This is a genomic window from Oceanicaulis sp. (assembly GCF_965249665.1).
Taxonomy (GTDB): Bacteria; Pseudomonadota; Alphaproteobacteria; order Caulobacterales; family Maricaulaceae; genus Oceanicaulis.
The window spans coordinates 300,632-318,199 of sequence record NZ_OZ252247.1; the positions used below are offsets into that span (position 1 = coordinate 300,632).

14 protein-coding genes are annotated in these 17,568 nt (G+C 62.6%); 6 read left to right on the forward strand and 8 right to left on the reverse strand.

The genetic code is table 11. From position 1 onward, the window contains the following. Positions 1 to 57 precede the first annotated feature (57 nt). Positions 58 to 3,657, forward strand: a complete 3,600-nt coding sequence (locus tag ACP154_RS01570) for a class I SAM-dependent DNA methyltransferase (RefSeq protein WP_421857460.1) — start codon at positions 58 to 60, stop codon at positions 3,655 to 3,657. 418 nt (positions 3,658 to 4,075) lie between these two features. Here ACP154_RS01570 and ACP154_RS01575 read toward each other — a convergent pair whose 3' ends face one another. After that, on the reverse strand, positions 4,076 to 4,372 hold the full coding sequence (locus ACP154_RS01575; RefSeq protein WP_107711366.1) for an aspartate decarboxylase: 297 nt from the start codon (positions 4,370 to 4,372) through the stop codon (positions 4,076 to 4,078). Between the two features lie 224 nt (positions 4,373 to 4,596). On the opposite strand from ACP154_RS01575, the gene ACP154_RS01580 reads away from it, so the two are divergent. Then, a complete protein-coding gene (locus ACP154_RS01580; RefSeq protein ID WP_421857458.1) occupies positions 4,597 to 5,520 on the forward strand; it encodes a DUF4349 domain-containing protein in 924 nt (307 codons plus the stop codon). Here ACP154_RS01580 and ACP154_RS01585 read toward each other — a convergent pair. After that, positions 5,517 to 5,939 (reverse strand): secondary thiamine-phosphate synthase enzyme YjbQ, encoded by a 423-nt coding sequence (locus ACP154_RS01585; RefSeq protein WP_421857456.1) that lies wholly within the window; start codon positions 5,937 to 5,939, stop codon positions 5,517 to 5,519. The genes ACP154_RS01580 and ACP154_RS01585 overlap by 4 nt on opposite strands. A 100-nt stretch (positions 5,940 to 6,039) precedes the next feature. Between ACP154_RS01585 and ACP154_RS01590 the strand changes: the two genes are divergently transcribed. Further along, positions 6,040 to 6,888 carry a methyltransferase domain-containing protein gene (locus ACP154_RS01590; protein ID WP_421857454.1) on the forward strand — a complete coding sequence of 283 codons (849 nt, stop codon included), beginning with the start codon at positions 6,040 to 6,042 and terminating at the stop codon, positions 6,886 to 6,888. A gap of 4 nt (positions 6,889 to 6,892) precedes the next feature. Here ACP154_RS01590 and ACP154_RS01595 read toward each other — a convergent pair whose 3' ends face one another. The 6 genes from ACP154_RS01595 to ACP154_RS01620 form a co-directional block, all read right to left on the reverse strand. Then, the gene (locus ACP154_RS01595) at positions 6,893 to 8,005 is read right to left on the reverse strand and encodes a serine hydrolase domain-containing protein (RefSeq protein WP_421857452.1); all 1,113 of its coding nucleotides are present in this window, start codon (positions 8,003 to 8,005) and stop codon (positions 6,893 to 6,895) included. Positions 8,006 to 8,078: 73 nt separating this feature from the next. Continuing rightward, positions 8,079 to 8,537: a GNAT family N-acetyltransferase gene (locus ACP154_RS01600; RefSeq protein WP_107711371.1), complete on the reverse strand. Its 459-nt coding sequence runs from the start codon at positions 8,535 to 8,537 to the stop codon at positions 8,079 to 8,081. 39 nt (positions 8,538 to 8,576) lie between these two features. After that, positions 8,577 to 9,947, reverse strand: a complete 1,371-nt coding sequence (locus ACP154_RS01605; protein WP_421857449.1) for a mechanosensitive ion channel domain-containing protein — start codon at positions 9,945 to 9,947, stop codon at positions 8,577 to 8,579. Positions 9,948 to 10,086: 139 nt separating this feature from the next. Beyond that, the gene (gene rpoD, locus ACP154_RS01610) at positions 10,087 to 12,132 is read right to left on the reverse strand and encodes an RNA polymerase sigma factor RpoD (RefSeq protein ID WP_133723821.1); all 2,046 of its coding nucleotides are present in this window, start codon (positions 12,130 to 12,132) and stop codon (positions 10,087 to 10,089) included. 62 nt (positions 12,133 to 12,194) lie between these two features. Next, positions 12,195 to 14,033: a DNA primase gene (gene dnaG, locus ACP154_RS01615; RefSeq protein WP_421857447.1), complete on the reverse strand. Its 1,839-nt coding sequence runs from the start codon at positions 14,031 to 14,033 to the stop codon at positions 12,195 to 12,197. Between the two features lie 58 nt (positions 14,034 to 14,091). Then, on the reverse strand, positions 14,092 to 14,559 hold the full coding sequence (locus tag ACP154_RS01620) for a GatB/YqeY domain-containing protein (protein ID WP_107711374.1): 468 nt from the start codon (positions 14,557 to 14,559) through the stop codon (positions 14,092 to 14,094). Between the two features lie 206 nt (positions 14,560 to 14,765). Here ACP154_RS01620 and carA point away from each other — a divergent pair, with 206 nt between their 5' ends. From carA to ACP154_RS01635, 3 genes are all read left to right on the forward strand, one after another. Continuing rightward, on the forward strand, positions 14,766 to 15,941 hold the full coding sequence (gene carA / locus ACP154_RS01625; protein ID WP_421857444.1) for a glutamine-hydrolyzing carbamoyl-phosphate synthase small subunit: 1,176 nt from the start codon (positions 14,766 to 14,768) through the stop codon (positions 15,939 to 15,941). A gap of 63 nt (positions 15,942 to 16,004) precedes the next feature. Continuing rightward, on the forward strand, positions 16,005 to 17,375 hold the full coding sequence (locus ACP154_RS01630; RefSeq protein WP_421857442.1) for a peptide ABC transporter substrate-binding protein: 1,371 nt from the start codon (positions 16,005 to 16,007) through the stop codon (positions 17,373 to 17,375). Then, a complete protein-coding gene (locus ACP154_RS01635) occupies positions 17,375 to 17,566 on the forward strand; it encodes a hypothetical protein (RefSeq protein WP_421857440.1) in 192 nt (63 codons plus the stop codon). The genes ACP154_RS01630 and ACP154_RS01635 overlap by 1 nt, the downstream gene beginning before the upstream one ends. Positions 17,567 to 17,568 lie beyond the last annotated feature (2 nt).

Below are 17,568 nucleotides of genomic sequence, written 5' to 3' on the forward strand. Positions count from 1 at the left end.
GGCGAGGCTTGATGGTTAGCGTCACAGCGCGCATGCGGCGCCGCTTGAGATTGAACCATGACAACCGCCACCCCAGACATGCCCTCTGCTCAGGAGATTGAAGCTTTTATCAAGGACTGGGGAGAATCTGGCGGTGGCGAGCAGGCCAACTCCCAGTCTTTCCTCAATGCATTCTGCGATTTGATCAGGGTCAGCAAACCTGAACCCTCCAAAGAAGAAATCGCGCTCAACGATTATGTCTTCGAGCGTCAGGTGACTCGCGATCACCTCGACGGCACCCGCTCCACCCGGCGCATTGATCTATACAAACGCGGCTGTTTCATTCTCGAAGCCAAGCAGGGCTCTGTCGGCGGCGGCTCGAAAAACGCCGATCCTGCCCAGCAGGCGCTCTTTGGCGAGGAAGCGGGCAAGGCTCGCGCCGGCACGGCCAAGCGCGGCACCGAAAGCTGGCTCACCGCCATGAAGCGCGCCCGGGCCCAGGCCGAACAATATGGCCGCGATCTGCCACCCAGTCATGGCTGGCCGCCCTTTATCATTGTTGCGGATATTGGCTATTGCTTTGAGCTCTATGCCGACTTTTTCGGTCAGGGCAAATACCAACAATTCCCCGACAAGCGCGGCTTCCGCGTCCTGCTCGACGATCTGCGCGACCCTGACACCTTGGCGATGTTCCGGGCGATCTTTGAGGATCCGGCGAGCCTGGATCCCACCAAGATCTCCGCCGAGGTCACCCAGGATATCGCCGCCCGTCTCGCCCGCGTCGCCCGCATGCTGGAAAAGGATCATGACCGCGAGACGGTCGCCCATTTCCTGATGCGCTGCCTGTTCGCCATGTTCGCCGAAGACGCCGAGCTGTTGAAAAAGGGCAGCTTCACCGCCCTGCTCGACGAGCTCAAATCTACACCTGATCGCGCCCATCTGGCGCTCGAACAGGTGTTTCAGGAAATGGACAAGGGCGCAGCGATCTCTGGCTGGCTTCGTCAGCCGATCCGGCAATTCAATGGCGGCCTGTTCAAGAACGCAAAAGCCCTGCCGCTAACCGCTGAAATGGTGGCCGAGCTTTATATCGCCGCCACAAAGGACTGGACTCAGGTCGAACCCGCCATTTTCGGCACCCTACTGGAACAGGCGCTCGACAAGACCGAACGTCACAAGCTGGGCGCCCATTACACCCCCCGCGCCTATGTGGAGCGTCTGGTCACTCCCACGATCATGGAGCCTTTACGCGCGGACTGGGACGCGGTGCAGGTCGAAGTTCAGGCCCATCTGCAATCCGCAGAAGATGAGCTCTCAAAAGGTGCAGGTTTCGAACGCTCCCAGAAAGTTCGAAGCAACGCCCGCGAAAAAGCACTGGCGACGCTAAGAGGCTTTCACGCCAAGCTGTGTAATATCAAGGTGCTCGACCCGGCCTGCGGCACCGGCAACTTCCTCTATGTCGCCATGGAGCGGATGAAACGTCTTGAAGGTGAAGTCGTTGACTTCATCGAGAGTCTGGGCGGGAAGGCCACGCTGGAGTTTCAAGGCTCGACGGTCGATCCGCACCAGTTTCTGGGCATCGAGCTGAACCCCCAGGCCGCCGCCATCGCCGAACTGGTGCTGTGGATCGGCTTCATCCAATGGCAGCTCAAGACCGGCGGGCAGGATGTGGTCCGTGACCCGGTCCTGAAAGACTTCCACAATATCGAGAACCGCGACGCGGTGCTGACCTGTAAAGAGCGCACGCTGCGCCGCGACGATCAGGGTCGCCCCGTTACCCGCTGGGATGGCGTCAGCTACAAACTTCACCCCATCACCGGCGAAAACGTGCCCGACGAAGATGCGCGGATCGAGGTCTATGACTACACCCAGCCCAAGGCGGCCAGCTGGCCCGAGGCCGATTTCATCATCGGCAATCCGCCCTTTATTGGCGGCAAGGATTTGCGCGCCTCATTGGGCGATGGCTATGCCGAAGCGCTGTGGGCCGCCCATCCCAGAATGCCCAAATCGGCTGATCTTGTGATGTATTGGTGGGATCAGGCCGCACGCCTGACTGCGGCGGGCGCGAAAAACAAATCCCGCAAGCCGCGCCGCTTTGGCTTCATCACCACCAATTCCTTGCGCCAGACGTTCAATCGCCGGGTGGTGGAAGCGGCCCTGTCGGGCAAGCCGCCGCTCTCTCTGATCTACGCGATCCCTGACCATCCCTGGCAGAAAAGCGCGGAAAAAGCCGCCGTACGCATCGCCATGACCGTCGCTGAACCCGGCGATCAGGCCGAAGGCGTTCTCGCCGAAGTGATCTATGAAAGCGGGCTGAACACCGATGCGCCGGAAGTGCGGTTGAAGCGGCGTCAGGGCTTGGTGACGCCGATGCTAAAAGTTGGTGCAGCGGTGGGGTCAGCGAAACCACTGAAGGCCAATGAGCGGCTTGCACACAGAGGTGTTCAACTCATTGGCGCAGGATTCATTGTGACGCCAGAAAAGGCCCGTGCACTTGGGCTTGGTCGCAACCCGAAAGTCTCTGAGGTCATCAAGCCCTATCGAAATGGCCGAGACATCAATCAAAAGCCTCGCGGCGTTATGGTCATCGACCTCTTTGGCCTGACGTCCGAGCAGGTCAGAGATCAGTATCCTGCGATTTACCAGCACGTCCTTGAGAACGTGAAACCCGAACGCGATCAGAACCGACGAGGAAGCTACAAGAAAAATTGGTGGATTTTCGGAGAACCTAGAAATCAATTGAGGCCTGCACTATCGGGTCTCGAACGCTCAATTGTTACCACCGAAACATCTAAGCATAGGTTCTTTTCGTTCGCTCAAGCGGGAACATTGGCTGACAACATGTTGGTTCAAGTTGCTGCCGACGAAGCCTCCAAACTTAGTATTTTAAATTCCTGCATTCACATTCCTTGGGCAATAGCCGCTGGTGGTCGCTTAGGTGTAGGCAATGACCCACGATACAATAAAACTCGATGTTTCGACCCCTTCCCCTTCCCCGTTCTTGACGACAAGCCCGCATTGAAAGCGCAGCTGGAGGAGTTGGGCGAGCGGCTGGATTCCTTCCGCAAGGAACGGCTGGAGAAGCACGACTTCCTGACCATGACAAAGCTCTACAATGTGCTCGAACGGGTGCGGGCGCTGGAGGCGGGCAAGGACGGTGAGCCGCCCCTGACCCCGGCTGAGCGCGACATCTATGAGGCCGGGCTGGTGGGCGTTTTGAAAGAGATCCACGACCAGATCGATGAAGCCGTGTTTGAGGCCTATGGCTGGCCGTCCGATCTGAATGAAGATGAAATTCTCGAACGCCTCGTGGCGCTCAACCATGAACGCGCCGCCGAAGAAGCGCGCGGCCATGTGCGCTGGCTGCGCCCCGAGTTTCAAGATCCCGACGGGCACAAATCTGAAGCCAAGGCGACGCAAGGCGAGATCGCGCTTGCCGCCGCCCCCGAAGCGCCCAAGGGCGCGCCGAAACTGCCCAGCGACGACGCCGAACAGGCCCGCGCCCTGCGCGCCCTCCTCGCCAGCGCCGAGGCGCCGATCACCGCCCCCGAACTCGCCGCTCGCTTTGGCGGCAAGAACACTAAGGCCAAGATCGGCAAGGTGGAGAAAATGCTATCCATCCTCGCCGCCGTCGGCCAGGCCGAAACCACGCCCGATGGCCGCTATTTCGCGGGGGGGTGACGCTATACTCATCCCACCATCCCGGACCTGATCCGGGATCTGGCGGAATCGCTCTGATCTGATCACAAAGACGCCTGCAGCAGATCCCGGATCAAGTCCGGGATGACGCGGGTGGTCACCATCCTGCTCTCTCCCCGCGAAGGCGGGGATCCAGTGCCGCATGCGCGGCGCTCGATGATCTCTGGGTCCCGGACCAAGTCCGGGAAAGAGGCAAGAACGGTGAACAGGCGAGAGCCTCAGACGCCCCTAATCCTCCTCCCCCAAAACCGCGCCTAGACTCCGCCGCGTTCTTTCTCAGCCTTCAGACACACACATCCGCCGCCTGAGAGGCGTGAGAGTCATGGTAGTCGTCATAGGAGTCACCCCGATGAGACTCTCATGACTCTCATCGGAAAAGCCCACTCGCCGCTTCGCCCCCCTAGCCCGGATTTTTGCCGCGCCAGGCTTCCATGGAGAGCGAGATGGCGAAGGTTTCGCGGTACTTGGGGCTGCCGGCGGGGCGGGGCGGCTGGTCGCGGGTCAATTCCATGATCTCCGCCAGCTTGTTATGCGCGGCGCCCGCCTGGCCCGCGCCGATATAGGCGTGCAGCTCGACCAAGGCGTTCGCCAGCGGGTCATGGGCGCGGATGACGAAATAGGGCTCGTCCTCGGCAAGGTCCGGCAGGCAGTCATACTGGCTGGGATTGGCTTTGGATCCGAGCGGGGCGGTGGTCATGACAGAGCTCCTTGGCGAGGCGGCGCGAATCAAATCGCCGCGCTTTTGCAAAGACTAGCAAATCGCAGCGCAGGCGCACCCGCCGAACTGACGCAGGCGCTGAGGCGGGTCTCAGAAGCCCTCGCCTCGCAATCGCCTTGAAATGGCCCCGCCCTTTCAACTCCCGTTCAGCTAGGGTCTGCGCATGTTAAAGGTCAGACAGGCGAATTGAGGGGAGAGATCATATGGTTCGGACAGCAGGATTGGTCCTGATCGCAAGCGCGGCGCTGACCGCGTGCAGTCAGGAGCCGCGCCATACCAATGATGCAGAAGGTTATCTGGCCGAAGAGTCGATGATGATGGAGGCCCCGCAGGCGGCCCCCGCCCCCATGCGGGCGCGCATAGACTCCGTCACGGCCGCAGGCTCCGGCCCCGCTCAGAGCGCGCCGCAGGACGTGTCCGCCCCGCTTCTGGCCTATACGTATCAAACCAGTCTGGAGCTGCCGGGCGCGGTGCTGGCGGCGACCCAGGCCAGCCATGTGACAGCGTGTCAGGACGCAGGCCCGGCGGTCTGTCAGGTGATCCGCGCTCAGGTGAACAATGCCGACGGGCCGCGTCCCAGCGCGTATCTGCAGCTGCGCGCCGCGCCGGACTGGGTCGTGGAGTTCCGGTCAGGGCTTGAGGGCGAGACCGAAGCTCTGGGCGGCTCGGTCCTGTCCGATCAGACCTCGGTCGAGGATCTGACCACGCGCATAGTGGACACCGCCGCGCGCGTTGCGGCTCAAACCACCTTGCGCGACCGGTTGCAGCAGCTGTTGGAGACCCGCGACGGCGATCTGTCGGATCTTCTGGCGGTGGAGCGCGAGCTGGCGACTGTGCAGGCCAATCTCGACGCGCAGGCGAGCGTTCTGGCCGCCCTGCGCCAGCGGGTCAGCACCTCGATGCTGACGCTGAACTATCAGGCCGAGCGGCAGGTGGTGGAGCCGGAGACGTTCAATCCCATCGCTCAGGCCTTCAAGGAAATGGGCGAGGTGTTCGCCAATTCCGTCGCCAGCCTGATCCTGTTCCTCGCCGGCGCCCTGCCCTGGCTGGTGATCGCGGTCCCGGTGATCTCGGGCGTCGTCATCGGCTTCCGCCGCCTGCTGCGCCGGAAGACAACGGCGCGCTAGGCCGAAAGATGCAACACCATCTGCCGGACATGCGGCCGGTCGCGATGCTCAAACAGGTAAAGCCCCTGCCAGGTTCCAAGCATCAACCGGCCGCCGCTGACCGGCACGCCCACAGACGACGCCGTCAGGGCGGACTTGATATGGGCGGGCATGTCGTCCGGCCCTTCGGTGGTGTGGCTGAGCCAAGTCATGGACGGATCATCGGAGCGCGGAACCAGCCGGGCGAAAAAGGCTTGCAGATCGCGCTGCACATCGGGGTCAGCGTTTTCCTGGATCACGACCGACGCCGAGGTATGGCGCACAAAACAGGTCAGAAGCCCCTCGCCCATGCCCGACGCCTCAACGAACTGCGCCGCGTCGCGGGTGACCTCGTACAGTCCGGGTCCGCGGGTTTCGATCTCCAGCACTGTCTGCGGCATGGGCGCGTCTCCTTTGGGGCTCACCACTCTGTGTCTCGACCCTGAGGGGTAAATCTGAAACAGTCGCGCATCAAATCAGCGGCGGCTAGGAAGGTCAGACATGCGCGAACAGGTTCGGGATTATTATGGCGACGTGCTGCAGTCGAGCGGCGATCTGAAATCTGACGCCTGCTGCGAAATCTCTACGCCAGAAGCCCATATCCGGGACGCGCTCAAGAATATCCATCCCGACGTGGCGAACAAATACTATGGCTGCGGCCTGATCGCGCCCGAAGACATCACAGGCAAGCGCGTGCTCGATCTGGGCTGCGGCACGGGACGGGATGTGTTCCTGCTGGCGCAATTGGTAGGCGAAGAGGGCGAGGTCGTCGGCGTCGACATGACCGACAATCAGCTCGCCGTCGCGCTCGACCATGAAGCCTGGCACGCCGGACGTTTCGGCTATGCCAAACCCAACACCCGGTTTCTCAAAGGCTATATCGAGGCGCTCGACCAGCTTGATCTGGAACCATCGAGCTTTGATCTGATTATCTCAAACTGCGTGATCAATCTCTCCACCGACAAGCGCGCAGTGTTTGCAGGCGTGCGTCACCTCTTGAAACCGAACGGCGTGATGCATTTCGCCGATGTCTATGCCGAGCGCGACGTCCCCGAAGACCTGCGCACCGATCCGGTGCTCTATGGCGAATGCCTGGCGGGCGCGCTGGCCTGGTCAGACTTTCTCGCCATCACTGAAGAAACCGGCTTTGACGCCCCGGACCTTGTGGATCACCGCCCGCTGGCGATCCGTGATGACGCCCTGATCGAAAAACTGGACGGTCTCAAATTCGTCTCCGCCACCGTCGAGCTGCGCCCCGCCCCGGCCAATGACGCGCCCCGCAAGGAAACCGGCGATCCGTTCGTGCTGAAATCTCCGCACGCGCCCGGCAGCGGGTCGTGCTGCGGGTAGGCCGCTAGCGCCAGCAGGTCAGGCCGGCTTCAGGAACGTCCATTCCGGCGGCATGAGCTGCAGCCCAGGCGATCGCCAGGGGGGAGATGAGCCCCTCCCCATCCTCGCGATTGGTCAGCACGATCACCGATTGCCCCGAGGTCATGTCGCGGACATAGGCTGTACCAGCATACCCGGCATGACTGGTGATCTGACGCCCATCGATCTCATAGCTCCACCAGCCGCGGGCATAGCCCCAGCGCTCGCATGTCTCTCCCACATCAAAGGCGCGTTGGATCTCGGCGGCCTGCGCAATCACCTCAGGGGCGAGTATTTGCGGGTCATCAAGCTCCGCCTCCCAGATCATCATGTCTTCAAGCGATGAAGTGACGCCGAAATGCGAGGTCAGGCCGAACTGCCAGACGCGCCGATTGCGCGCGAGCTCGCCGTCATACACGCCATAGCCCTCGGCGCGATGGCGCACGATGGCGGACTGGTCGAGCATACGGGTCTGATCCATGCCGAGCGGCGCCCAGAAGCGCTCCCGCAGGGCGTCTTCGAAGGACTGGCCTGTGACCGCTTCAATCACCAGGCCCAAGAGGAAATAGCCCTGATCGGAATAGCTCCAGTCTGTTCCAGGCTCCGCCTGAAGCGGGGTCGCCATGGCCGAAGCCAGCATCTCGTCAGTGCTATAAGCGATCTGGAATTGCCCGTTCGGCCTGGCTTCAAATCGGTGCGTCAGCCCCGCCATATGGCTCAAGAGCTGATCGATGGTGATGGCGGACCAGGCCTCGGGCGTTTCAGTCCCATAAAGCGAGACCGGATCATCCAGCGACACGCGCCCTTCATCTACGAGGGTGAGCACCATCAACGCGGTCATATGCTTGGTCAGTGACGCAAGCTCGAACACGGTGTCTCTTCGGACGGGGGCGGCGTGCTCGAGGCTCGCAAGGCCATGGACGCTCACATGCACCGGCGCGCCCTGATCGAGCACCGCGATCGCCACGCCGGGAAACTGTCCCGCCTCCATGATTGGCGTTATCGCGGCGTCCACCGCTTCAAGCCGTGGCGCCGGGGGCTCCTGCGCCAGAGCGGGCATGGCGGTCAGCGCGAGCATCATCACAATAGGTTTGAGCATGGATCCCCCTGTCTGCCGTCAGACTAGGCCCGCCCAGGCTCGCACCCTAATGACAAACCTTAAAGGTGCGCCCCTAGAGCCCGTTGAGCTCCCAGCGGCGCACAGGCTTGGCGAACCCGCCCGAGCTTTCATAGAGGGCTTCGGCGGCCTCGGTTTCAGAACTGGTCCACATCAGGAAGGTGGCGGGGCTTTCGCGGACATCCTCGACCACGGCTTCAAAGAGCGCCCGGCCAGCGCCCTCCCCGCGGCCGGCCTTGCCGACGCACACTTCGGCCAGCCAGGCGCCGGCGCCGCCATGGCCGCTGTCATAATAGGCGTGCCAGACCGCATAGCCGATGGGCTCGCCGTCCGCTGCTGCGGCGACCAGCACATGAAAGCTCGCGTCATGAGCAAACAGGGTCTGCTTGATGTTTTCCGGTGTGCAGTGCTCGGTTGAATCGCCGACCACTTCATTGAGTTCGCGCGACAAACGCGCAATCGCGACGGCGTCCTTGGGGCGCGCGGCCCGAACGGTCAGGTCTGACTGGCTCATGGCATCTCCTACTATGCGAGAAAGGCGAGAACGCCTCGTCTATTCGCGCGGCGCGTCTTCTGACAGCAAATCCCCTGACTTCCCCTCCCGGCGTTCTTCCTCGACGCGCTCAGCCAGCGAGGTGTCCGGCGCCACGTCTGTGATCTCAGGGCTCGGCGCCTTGGCGGCCCGTGCGGGTGCGCGGTCTGCGGCAGGCGCAGGTTCGGGCTTCGCCACTGCGGTCGGCAAGGCGCCGCTGTCGATGCGCAGGCGATAGGTGGGATCGGGCAAGGTGAAGCCGGCAGAATCGAGCGCCGCCTTGACGGTCGCAATCGCCACTGAACGGGATTTGAGAAAATCTGCGGCGGTCTGGTCAATCCAGGCGGAGAAAACGAGATTGATGGTGGAATCGCCCACTTCGCGGATGCCCGCCGCCGGATCGGGGTCCGTCATGACAAAGCTCAGAGCCTTGAGCGCCGAAAGCCCCGTCTCGAGCGCCGACAACGGGTCATCTTCAGGGTCCACGCCGAGGGTGAAGTCAAAGCGGCGCTCGGGATTGCGAGTGTAGTTGAGAATGACTGCCTTGAAGACCAGCGCATTGGGCAGGCGCAGATGATTACCCTCCAGCGTCATCAGCACGGTGGCGCGCGAGGTCAGACGGATCACGCGCCCTTCCTGGCCGTCGATCACCACATGATCATTGGGGCGGAAGGGCTGGCGCACCGACAGCATGATCGAGGCGATATAATTCTCAATCGTATCCTTCACCGCAAAGCCGACCGCAAGGCCGATCACCCCGGCCGCGCCCAGCAGCGCCCCGAGAAAGGCGGTTGCGTCCAGCAAGGTCAGCGCCGACACCAGTCCGAACACCACGAACAGGCTGAACACCGTGGAGCCCACAAGCTCCGCCACAAACTGATTGGGCGTCAGCAGGCGCCATAGCGCATCCCAGCGGCTTAGAAGCCATCCCAGAACGCCAAGGGTGACAAACACCGCTATCGCCAGCGCCAGCAGCGGAATGATCCGCACGAAATCCTGCACCGTTGCTTCCAGCTCGCCGACAGCCGGCGCGACGCGGGTGGAGACCGACAGATCCCGATCAATTCGGTTCTCCACCGTCACCACACCCTCGACCCGAAGCGCCAGCGCCTCGGCTCGGCTTGCCGCGTCAGCAGTCAGGGTTTCTCCCGTCAGGGTGACGACGCCGGACTCAACACTGATCTCGACGCCCGACAGGGTGTCGATCTCGCCAAAAATCGTGGCGATGCGTTGCGCGATGGCGGCGTCTGACGGGGCGTCTGTTTCAAGGGCGATGTCGCCGCTGCTCTCACCGTCTTCGGCTTGCGCCAAGGCTGGCGCAGTCAAGGCGAGCAGCAAACTCGCAAGACTAACGAGAAGGGCGAAAGCGCGCAAAGCGGTCATGAGTGTCATTGAAAGAGCCTTGCGCAGGGCGCGGAAAAAGGAAAGTCGCCAGAGTGGAACGCCCCGCCGCGCCATTGGTTGCGCCCGCTAAAGCAAAAAGCCCCGCTGTGTCCAGCGGGGCTTTTGGTGTCTGTCTGTCGTCAGCGCTCTAGCTGTCGAGGAAGGAGCGCAGCTTGCGGCTGCGGCTCGGGTGCTTGAGCTTTCTGAGCGCCTTGGCTTCGATCTGACGGATCCGCTCGCGGGTCACCGAGAACTGCTGACCCACTTCTTCCAAAGTGTGATCGGTGTTCATGCCGATGCCGAAACGCATACGCAGAACGCGCTCTTCACGCGGGGTGAGCGAGGCGAGAACCAGGGTGGTGGTTTCACGCAAATTGGAGTGGATCGCGGCGTCGATAGGCAGAACCGCGTTCTTGTCCTCGATGAAATCGCCCAGATGGCTGTCTTCCTCGTCCCCGATCGGGGTTTCAAGGGAGATCGGCTCCTTGGCGATCTTCATCACCTTGCGCACTTTCTCAAGCGGCATGGAGAGCTTTTCCGCCAGCTCTTCAGGGGTCGGCTCGCGGCCGATCTCGTGGAGCATCTGACGGCTGGTGCGCACGATCTTGTTGATCGTCTCGATCATGTGCACCGGAATGCGGATGGTCCGCGCCTGGTCGGCGATCGAGCGGGTAATGGCCTGACGGATCCACCAGGTGGCGTAGGTGGAGAACTTGTAGCCGCGGCGATACTCAAATTTATCCACCGCCTTCATCAGGCCGATATTGCCTTCCTGAATGAGGTCGAGGAATTGCAGGCCGCGATTGGTGTATTTCTTGGCGATGGAGATCACCAGGCGCAGGTTCGCTTCCACCATTTCCTTCTTGGCGACGCGGGCTTCGCGGGCGCCTTTCTGGACGGTGGCGACGATGCGGCGATAATCATCAATCGGAACGCCGGATTCCTGAGCCAGAGTGGCGATCTGTTCACGCAGCTCGCCCGCCTCTGTCTCTTCACGCTCGACAAAGCGCGTCCACGCCTTGGTTTTGCCGGACATGTCCTTCAGCCAATCCGGATCAAGTTCGTGGCCCTGATAGGATTTGAGGAAGTCGGTGCGCGGCACGCCATGGGCTTCCGCCATGCGCAGCAGCTTGCCTTCCAAGCCCATCAGCTTCTTGTTGATGGCGTCCAGCTGTTCGACTAGCGCCTCGATCCGCGCATTGTTGAGGTGCAAGGAGTTGAGATTCGCCACGATGCGCTCAAACACATCGTCATAGGCGGACTGATCCTTGTCGCTCAGATGCTTGCCGGACAGACGTGAGGAGACCAGGCGGTCCTGAAGCTGACGGAAGACGTCAAAATCGGTGGCGATGGCGTCCAGGGTCTCCATGACCCCGTCGCGCAGCTCGGCCTCCATGGCGGCAAGCGACATGTTCGCGCCGTCATCATCATCATCGTCGTCGCTGTCGCCCTCGGACTCACCTTCGGCTTTTTCGCCATCTTCGCTGTCAGAGGCCTCGTCATCGGTTTTGGCGTCAGCGTCTTCAGCCTTGGCGTCATCGTCCTCAGAGTCGCCGTCTTCGCCGTCTTCGGTGACCGCCGTAGCGTCTTCGCGCACACCGCCATAGGTGGCGTCCAGATCGATGATGTCGCGCAGCAGGACCTGGCCTTCACGCAGCTCGTCGCGCCAGACCATGATGGCTTCGAAGGTCAGCGGGCTTTCGCACAGCCCGCGGATCATCGCATTGCGGCCCGCCTCGATGCGTTTGGCGATGGCGATTTCGCCTTCGCGCGACAACAGCTCGACCGAGCCCATCTCGCGCAGATACATGCGCACGGGGTCATCGGTGCGGTCTTGCGCTGAAGTGGTGTTTTGCCCGGCGACAACGTCGGCCTTGGCTTTCTTGGCGACGGCGGTGGACTTCTCTTCGTCCTCCTCGTCCTCGGACTCAGCGCCAGACGCTTCGGTGTCCGCGTCCTCTTCGGAATCCACGACCGTGATCCCCATTTCGGAGAGCTGGGCGAGGATGTCCTCGATCTGCTCGGAGCTGAATTCTTCGCTCGGCAGGACCTTGTTCAGCTCGTCATGGGTCACATAACCGCGTTTTTTCGCGGTCTTGATCATGGCTTTGACGGTCTGATCAGTCAGGTCCAGCAGCGGGCCGTCCTGATTTTCAGAGGTCGCTTCAGCGTTTTCAGCGGCGGCTTTGCTCATTCGGTGATCGTGCTCCCGGAGGATTTCATTGGCTGCGCGCACAAGGGCGGCGTGGGCGCGCGCTAGCGCTGTCGTCCTCGACGCTCCGCGACGAGGAAATTTTTGAGGGCGTCAGAATCACCCTCTTCAAAGAAATCGGCGTGTCGTGGTCGGTCCTGAGCGTCCTGCGCAACTCTTTCCATATAAGAAGCCGAAAGCCTGCGCCAAGCCTCAAGCCGGCTGTCAGCATCCGCCTCACTCCCCCCAAGGCTGGCGCGCATGGGCGCTTTGTCTACCGCCAGGCGTGTCAGTTGAGACCCGAAGCCCCGACGAGACAACGCTTCGCGCAGTCCGCCGACAGGCAGAGGAACCCCAGAGAAACACGCGTCTAGAATCGCGTCCCTAAGGCTGTCAAGCGTTCCGAACGAGATTTGCAGCAAAGTCTCGGCTTCGGCCTCAGCGATTTCGGGGTGTTCGATCACCGCCAGAAGCAGCTGGCGCAAGGGCGCGGACGGCGGTTTGTGCTTGCGCTGCGCCACCAGTTCGGCTGTCGGCGGCTGCAAGGGATTGAAGCGCCGACCGGCGCCGCGCCCGACATATCCGCCGCGGCCTCTGTCCGATCTGAACCCGGCTTGCGGCGTGCGTCCGAAATGAGCCTCAATACGCTGATCAAACTCGGCGCGGTATTCCGCCTTGATGTCAGGATCCTTGATCTTTGCGACCAACGCCTTGATCCGCTTTCTGAAGCCCGCTCGGCGATCCGGGTCATCCAGCGGCTCCAGCTCCACTTCGCGCCGCCATAACACATCGATCAGGGGCTTGGCGTCGCTGATGGCGTCTTTCAGCGCCTGGGCGCCCTCTTCGCGCAACAGGTCGTCCGGATCCTGTCCGTCGGGCAGAAACACAAAGCGCAAGGTGCGCCCCGGCTCAAGCAGTTCAAGCGCTCGTTCCGCCGCCAGCGCCGCAGCGCGCGTGCCCGCCGCATCGCCGTCCAGGCACACCACGGGCTCGGGTCCGGCGCGCCATAACAAACGCAGCTGGTTTTCAGTCAGCGCGGTTCCCAGCGGCGCCACGGCCTGGCCCAGCCCGGCGCGGGCAAACGCGATCACGTCCATATAGCCCTCGGCCACGATCAGGCCTTTGGCTTTCACCTTGGGATCATGGGCGAAGGCGCGCGCTTCGAGATAGCGGTAGAGAAGAGAGCCCTTGTGAAACAATTCGGTCTCGGGCGAGTTGAGATATTTCGCCCGCACCTCCTTGCTCATGGCGCGTCCGCCGAACGCCACCAGACGATCGCGCGCATCCTTGATCGGAAACATCACCCGGCCGCGAAACCGGTCATAAGGCTCGCCGCCATCCTCGGGCAGGATCGACAGGCCGGCGTCCGACAAATCTTGTGCGCTGGCGCCCTTCTGGATCAGGGCGCGGGTCAGGCCGCGGCGGTTATCGGGCGCAAACCCCAGACCAAAACGCTCCATATCGGACCGGCTCAGCCCGCGGCGCTCCAGATACAGCCGCGCCTCTTCACCTTCGGGGGATTGCAGGGCGCGGACAAAATACGCTTGGGCGAGCGCGATCCAGTCGAGCAGCGTCTTGCGATGTTCTTCTTGCTTGGGGTCTCGCGGCTCCATGCGCGGGACTTCCAGACCCGCTTCCTGGGCCAAGGCCTCAATCGCTTCCATGAAGCTCAGGCCTTGGGTTTTTTGAAGCCAGGTGAAGATGTCGCCATGCTCCTGACTGGCGAAGCAATGGTAGAAGCCCTTCTCGTCATTGACGAAAAACGAGGGCGTGCGCTCTTTCTTGAACGGCGACAATCCGACGAACTCGCGGCCCTGCCGCTTGAGCGCCACCGTACGCCCGATCAGCTCGGATGGGCGGATGCGCGTCTTGATCTCGTCTTTGAAACCGTCGGGAATCGCCACGAACTGAACATCCTCCAGCCCGACAGCATAAACCTGCGCGGGTCAGACGGCTAGAAGCCTAAGTCTGACCTTGCAGCAAAGTTTTCACTTCCTTGCCAGCTTTGGCGAAATCCATGCGGCCGGTATAGCGCTCTTTCAGGGCGGCCATGCACCGGCCCATGTCTTTGAGCCCCCCCGCTTCCAGCTCGCTGACCACAGATTGGGCGGCCTGGGCGATCTCGGCGGGCTTCATGGGTTCGGGCAGGTAAGAACTGACGATCTCGGCTTCTGCGCGTTCGCGCTCGGCGAGATCAAGCCGGCCCGCATTTTCATACGTCTCGGCGCTCTCTTCGCGTTGCTTGAGCAGTTTTTGCAAGATCGCCTGAATCTCGGGCAAGTCGCAGCCATCACAGCGGTCTTCCGCCCGCGCGGCGATGTCGCGATCCTTGATGGCGGCCTGGATGAGGCGCAGCGTGGAGATGCGCGTATGATCCTTGGCGCGCATGGCGTCTTTGAGGTCAGAGAGGATGCGGTCGCGAAGCGACATGAGGGCACCTATTTTCGGCGGCGCTGCTAATAAGCGCCAAGCCATTGGAATTACTAGAATTTGCAGCGCGGCCTTTCGCTTGACCCGGCCTCACCGCTCGCCTACGTTCCGCGCGTTTAACCGCCCGCCGCTGGAGCCCAGCTCGCGGCCTCGCGCGTGTCAGGAGGCGAGCACCTATGCCGGAAGCAGTCAAGAATCAAGTGCCGATGCAATCAACGTCATCAGATGTTCAGCCCGACTGGGCCACCGCCGCTCTGATTTTAGCTGACGGCACAGTGTTTTACGGGACGGGGGCCGGCGCAACAGGCTCCGCCGTCGCCGAACTCTGTTTCAATACCGCCATGACCGGACATCAGGAAATCCTGGCCGATCCGTCCTATGCGGGTCAGATCGTGTGCTTCACCTTCCCCCATGTGGGCAATGTGGGCGCCAACGCGGAAGACGAAGAAGCCTCAAGCCCGATCGCCCGCAAGGCGGCCGTGGGCATGGTGAGCCGTGAAGAGATCACCCCGCCGGCAAGCTGGCGCGCGGAGACCGGCTTTGACGAATGGCTGGCGGCGCGCGAAATCATCGCCATTACCGGCGTCGACACCCGCGCCATCACCCGCCGCATCCGAGAGACCGGCATGCCGATGGCGACCATCGCGCATGCCCGCGACGGCAAGCTCGATATCGCTGCGCTGAAGGCACAGGCCAGCAAGGCCCCGCCGATGGAAGGCGTTGAGCTGGCAGGCGCGGTCGCCTGTAACGCCGCCAATGACTGGACGGAAGGCGATTGGGGCTGGTCGGAAGGCTTCGCCAAAGGCCCCGAAGATGGCCCGCTTGTGGTGGTGCTTGATTATGGCGTGAAGGCCAACATCCTGCGCCGCCTCGTCTCCGCTGGCGCCCGCGTGCAAGTCGTGCCGGGCAAGGCGAGCACGGACGAGGTCCTCAAGCTCAATCCCGATGGCGTACTGGTCTCTAACGGGCCCGGCGATCCTGCCGCCACCGGCGAGTATGCGCTCGATACCCTTCGCGGCGTGATTGAAGCCGGTGTGCCGGTTCTGGGCATCTGCCTGGGCCATCAGATGCTGGCGCTGGCGCTTGGCGCGAAGACCGAGAAGATGGTGCAGGGCCATCACGGCGCGAACCATCCGGTGAAAAACATCGAAACCGGCCAGGTGGAGATCGTCTCCATGAACCATGGCTTCGCGGTCGATCGCAACAGCCTGCCCGACGGCGCGGTGGAGACCCATGTCTCTTTGTTTGACGGCACCAATTGCGGCTTCAAGCTGACCGACAAACCGGTCTGGGCGGTGCAGCACCACCCCGAAGCCAGCCCCGGCCCGCAAGACAGCTTCAAGGTTTTTGAAAGCTTTGTGGGCGCGCTGAAAGCCGGTTAAGGCGCTGGCGGCTCCGTCCGACGCAATGCTAATCTCCCGATCGTGTGAAGGGGAGGCGCGCGCATGACGGAGCTGACACGGCGACAGACGCTGGCCACAGGGTTGGCGGGGCTGACAGGACTGACGGTCGCCGCCTGTTCCGGGCGGACGGATGCGCCGGACAATCTGTTGCGCGTCGCGATCGAGACAGAGCCTGACAGCCTGGACCCGCTGCGCGGCCAGTTCGCCTCCGCCGCGCTTTTGTACAAGCAGCTCCATGCCCCGTTGACCGAATATGCGCCCTCTGGGGGGCTGGCGCCGGGACTGGCTTTGACGTGGCGCAGCGAGGATGCGCGCGTCTGGCGCTTCACCTTGCGCCCCAACCTGGTCTGGTCGGACGGCGCGCCCCTGACCGCCGATGACGTGGTTTGGACGGCAAGGCGCGCTGTGGATCCCACCACCGGCTTTGCGGATCTGGGCGATTTCTTCGCAGTGATCGGCGCACGTGAAGCGCTGGCGGGCGAGCGGGATCCCGACACCATCGCCGTCACCGCCCCTGATCCGCGCACAGTGATCTTCGAGCTGGACCGTCCTGTGGGCAATTTCCCGGTGCTGATGCGCGAGTTCTACCCCCTGCCCCGCCATCAGGTGGAGGCGTATCCTGATGACTGGATTCGGCCTGAACACTGGGTCTCGGCAGGGCCCTACGTGCTGGACCGCTACGAAGCCCTGTCCATGCAATTGGTGAAGAACCCGCGCTTCCCCGCCGCCGACAGCGTGAAGGTCAACGCCATCAGCGTGGATGTGATCGACACGCCTTCCGCCCGCGCCCGGCGGTTCCGGGCCGGCGATTATGACCTGGCCGAGCGCCCGCCGACCGACCAGATCGGCTTTCTGCGCGAGACAGTGGGTGATCAGCTGCACGCCTATCCCGCCCCGATCCTGACCTATCTCAAGCTCAATTGCGCCCAGCCGCATCTGAGCGATCCGCGGGTGCGGCAGGCGCTGAGCCTGGGGCTCGACCGGGGGTTCCTGAACACGCATTTCTTCAATGACGAGGCCCAGTCCTCAGACACCGTGATCCCGCGCCAGGGCGACGCCTACACGCCGCCCCGCCCAGACCCTGAGCGCGCACGCGCCCTGTTGGCCGAAGCGGGATTCACCGCGCAATCGCCTTTGCGACTGACCGTGCGCGCGACCGCCGGCGACCGTGACCGGCTGGCCATCGCCGTGCTTGATGACTGGTCGCGGATCGGGGTGGAGGGAGAGCTGCTCGCCAGCTACCCGCTGGATCTCTATCAAGCCGTCGACGCCGGCGACTATGACGTGGCGTTGGCGCGGTTTGATCGCGGGCTGAAATCGGACCCCGACTTCATGCTGCAGCCCTTTCCCGCAATGGCTTTGCTGACAACACCAATTGGTCCGGCGCGGCGCGGGAGCGTTTCGACGCCTTGATGGCGGACGCTTACGCCATGATCGACCCGGCGGAGCGTGTGGCGCAGTTCCGGCGCGCGGAAACGATCTTTCTGGAGGCGATGCCCAATATCCCGCTTCTGCATGAGCGGGCCTATTGGCTGGTCTCGGACCGCACTCGCACCCCAAACGCGATTCAGCCGCAGCTCTGGCGGGATCTCGAGTTGAAATAAGC

Excerpts from the sequence above, each read along its gene's own strand:
- ACP154_RS01595 (WP_421857452.1), bottom strand. The coding sequence starts at position 8,005 with ATGCTCAAACCTATTGTGATGATGCTCGCGCTGACCGCCATGCCCGCT.
- carA (WP_421857444.1), top strand. The coding sequence starts at position 14,766 with ATGCAATCAACGTCATCAGATGTTCAGCCCGACTGGGCCACCGCCGCT.
- ACP154_RS01635 (WP_421857440.1), top strand. The coding sequence starts at position 17,375 with ATGGCGGACGCTTACGCCATGATCGACCCGGCGGAGCGTGTGGCGCAG.
- ACP154_RS01570 (WP_421857460.1), top strand. The coding sequence starts at position 58 with ATGACAACCGCCACCCCAGACATGCCCTCTGCTCAGGAGATTGAAGCT.
- ACP154_RS01620 (WP_107711374.1), bottom strand. The coding sequence starts at position 14,559 with ATGTCGCTTCGCGACCGCATCCTCTCTGACCTCAAAGACGCCATGCGC.
- ACP154_RS01590 (WP_421857454.1), top strand. The coding sequence starts at position 6,040 with ATGCGCGAACAGGTTCGGGATTATTATGGCGACGTGCTGCAGTCGAGC.
- ACP154_RS01600 (WP_107711371.1), bottom strand. The coding sequence starts at position 8,537 with ATGAGCCAGTCAGACCTGACCGTTCGGGCCGCGCGCCCCAAGGACGCC.
- ACP154_RS01630 (WP_421857442.1), top strand. The coding sequence starts at position 16,005 with ATGACGGAGCTGACACGGCGACAGACGCTGGCCACAGGGTTGGCGGGG.
- ACP154_RS01585 (WP_421857456.1), bottom strand. The coding sequence starts at position 5,939 with ATGCCGCAGACAGTGCTGGAGATCGAAACCCGCGGACCCGGACTGTAC.
- ACP154_RS01605 (WP_421857449.1), bottom strand. The coding sequence starts at position 9,947 with ATGACACTCATGACCGCTTTGCGCGCTTTCGCCCTTCTCGTTAGTCTT.
- rpoD (WP_133723821.1), bottom strand. The coding sequence starts at position 12,132 with ATGAGCAAAGCCGCCGCTGAAAACGCTGAAGCGACCTCTGAAAATCAG.
- ACP154_RS01575 (WP_107711366.1), bottom strand. The coding sequence starts at position 4,372 with ATGACCACCGCCCCGCTCGGATCCAAAGCCAATCCCAGCCAGTATGAC.
- ACP154_RS01580 (WP_421857458.1), top strand. The coding sequence starts at position 4,597 with ATGGTTCGGACAGCAGGATTGGTCCTGATCGCAAGCGCGGCGCTGACC.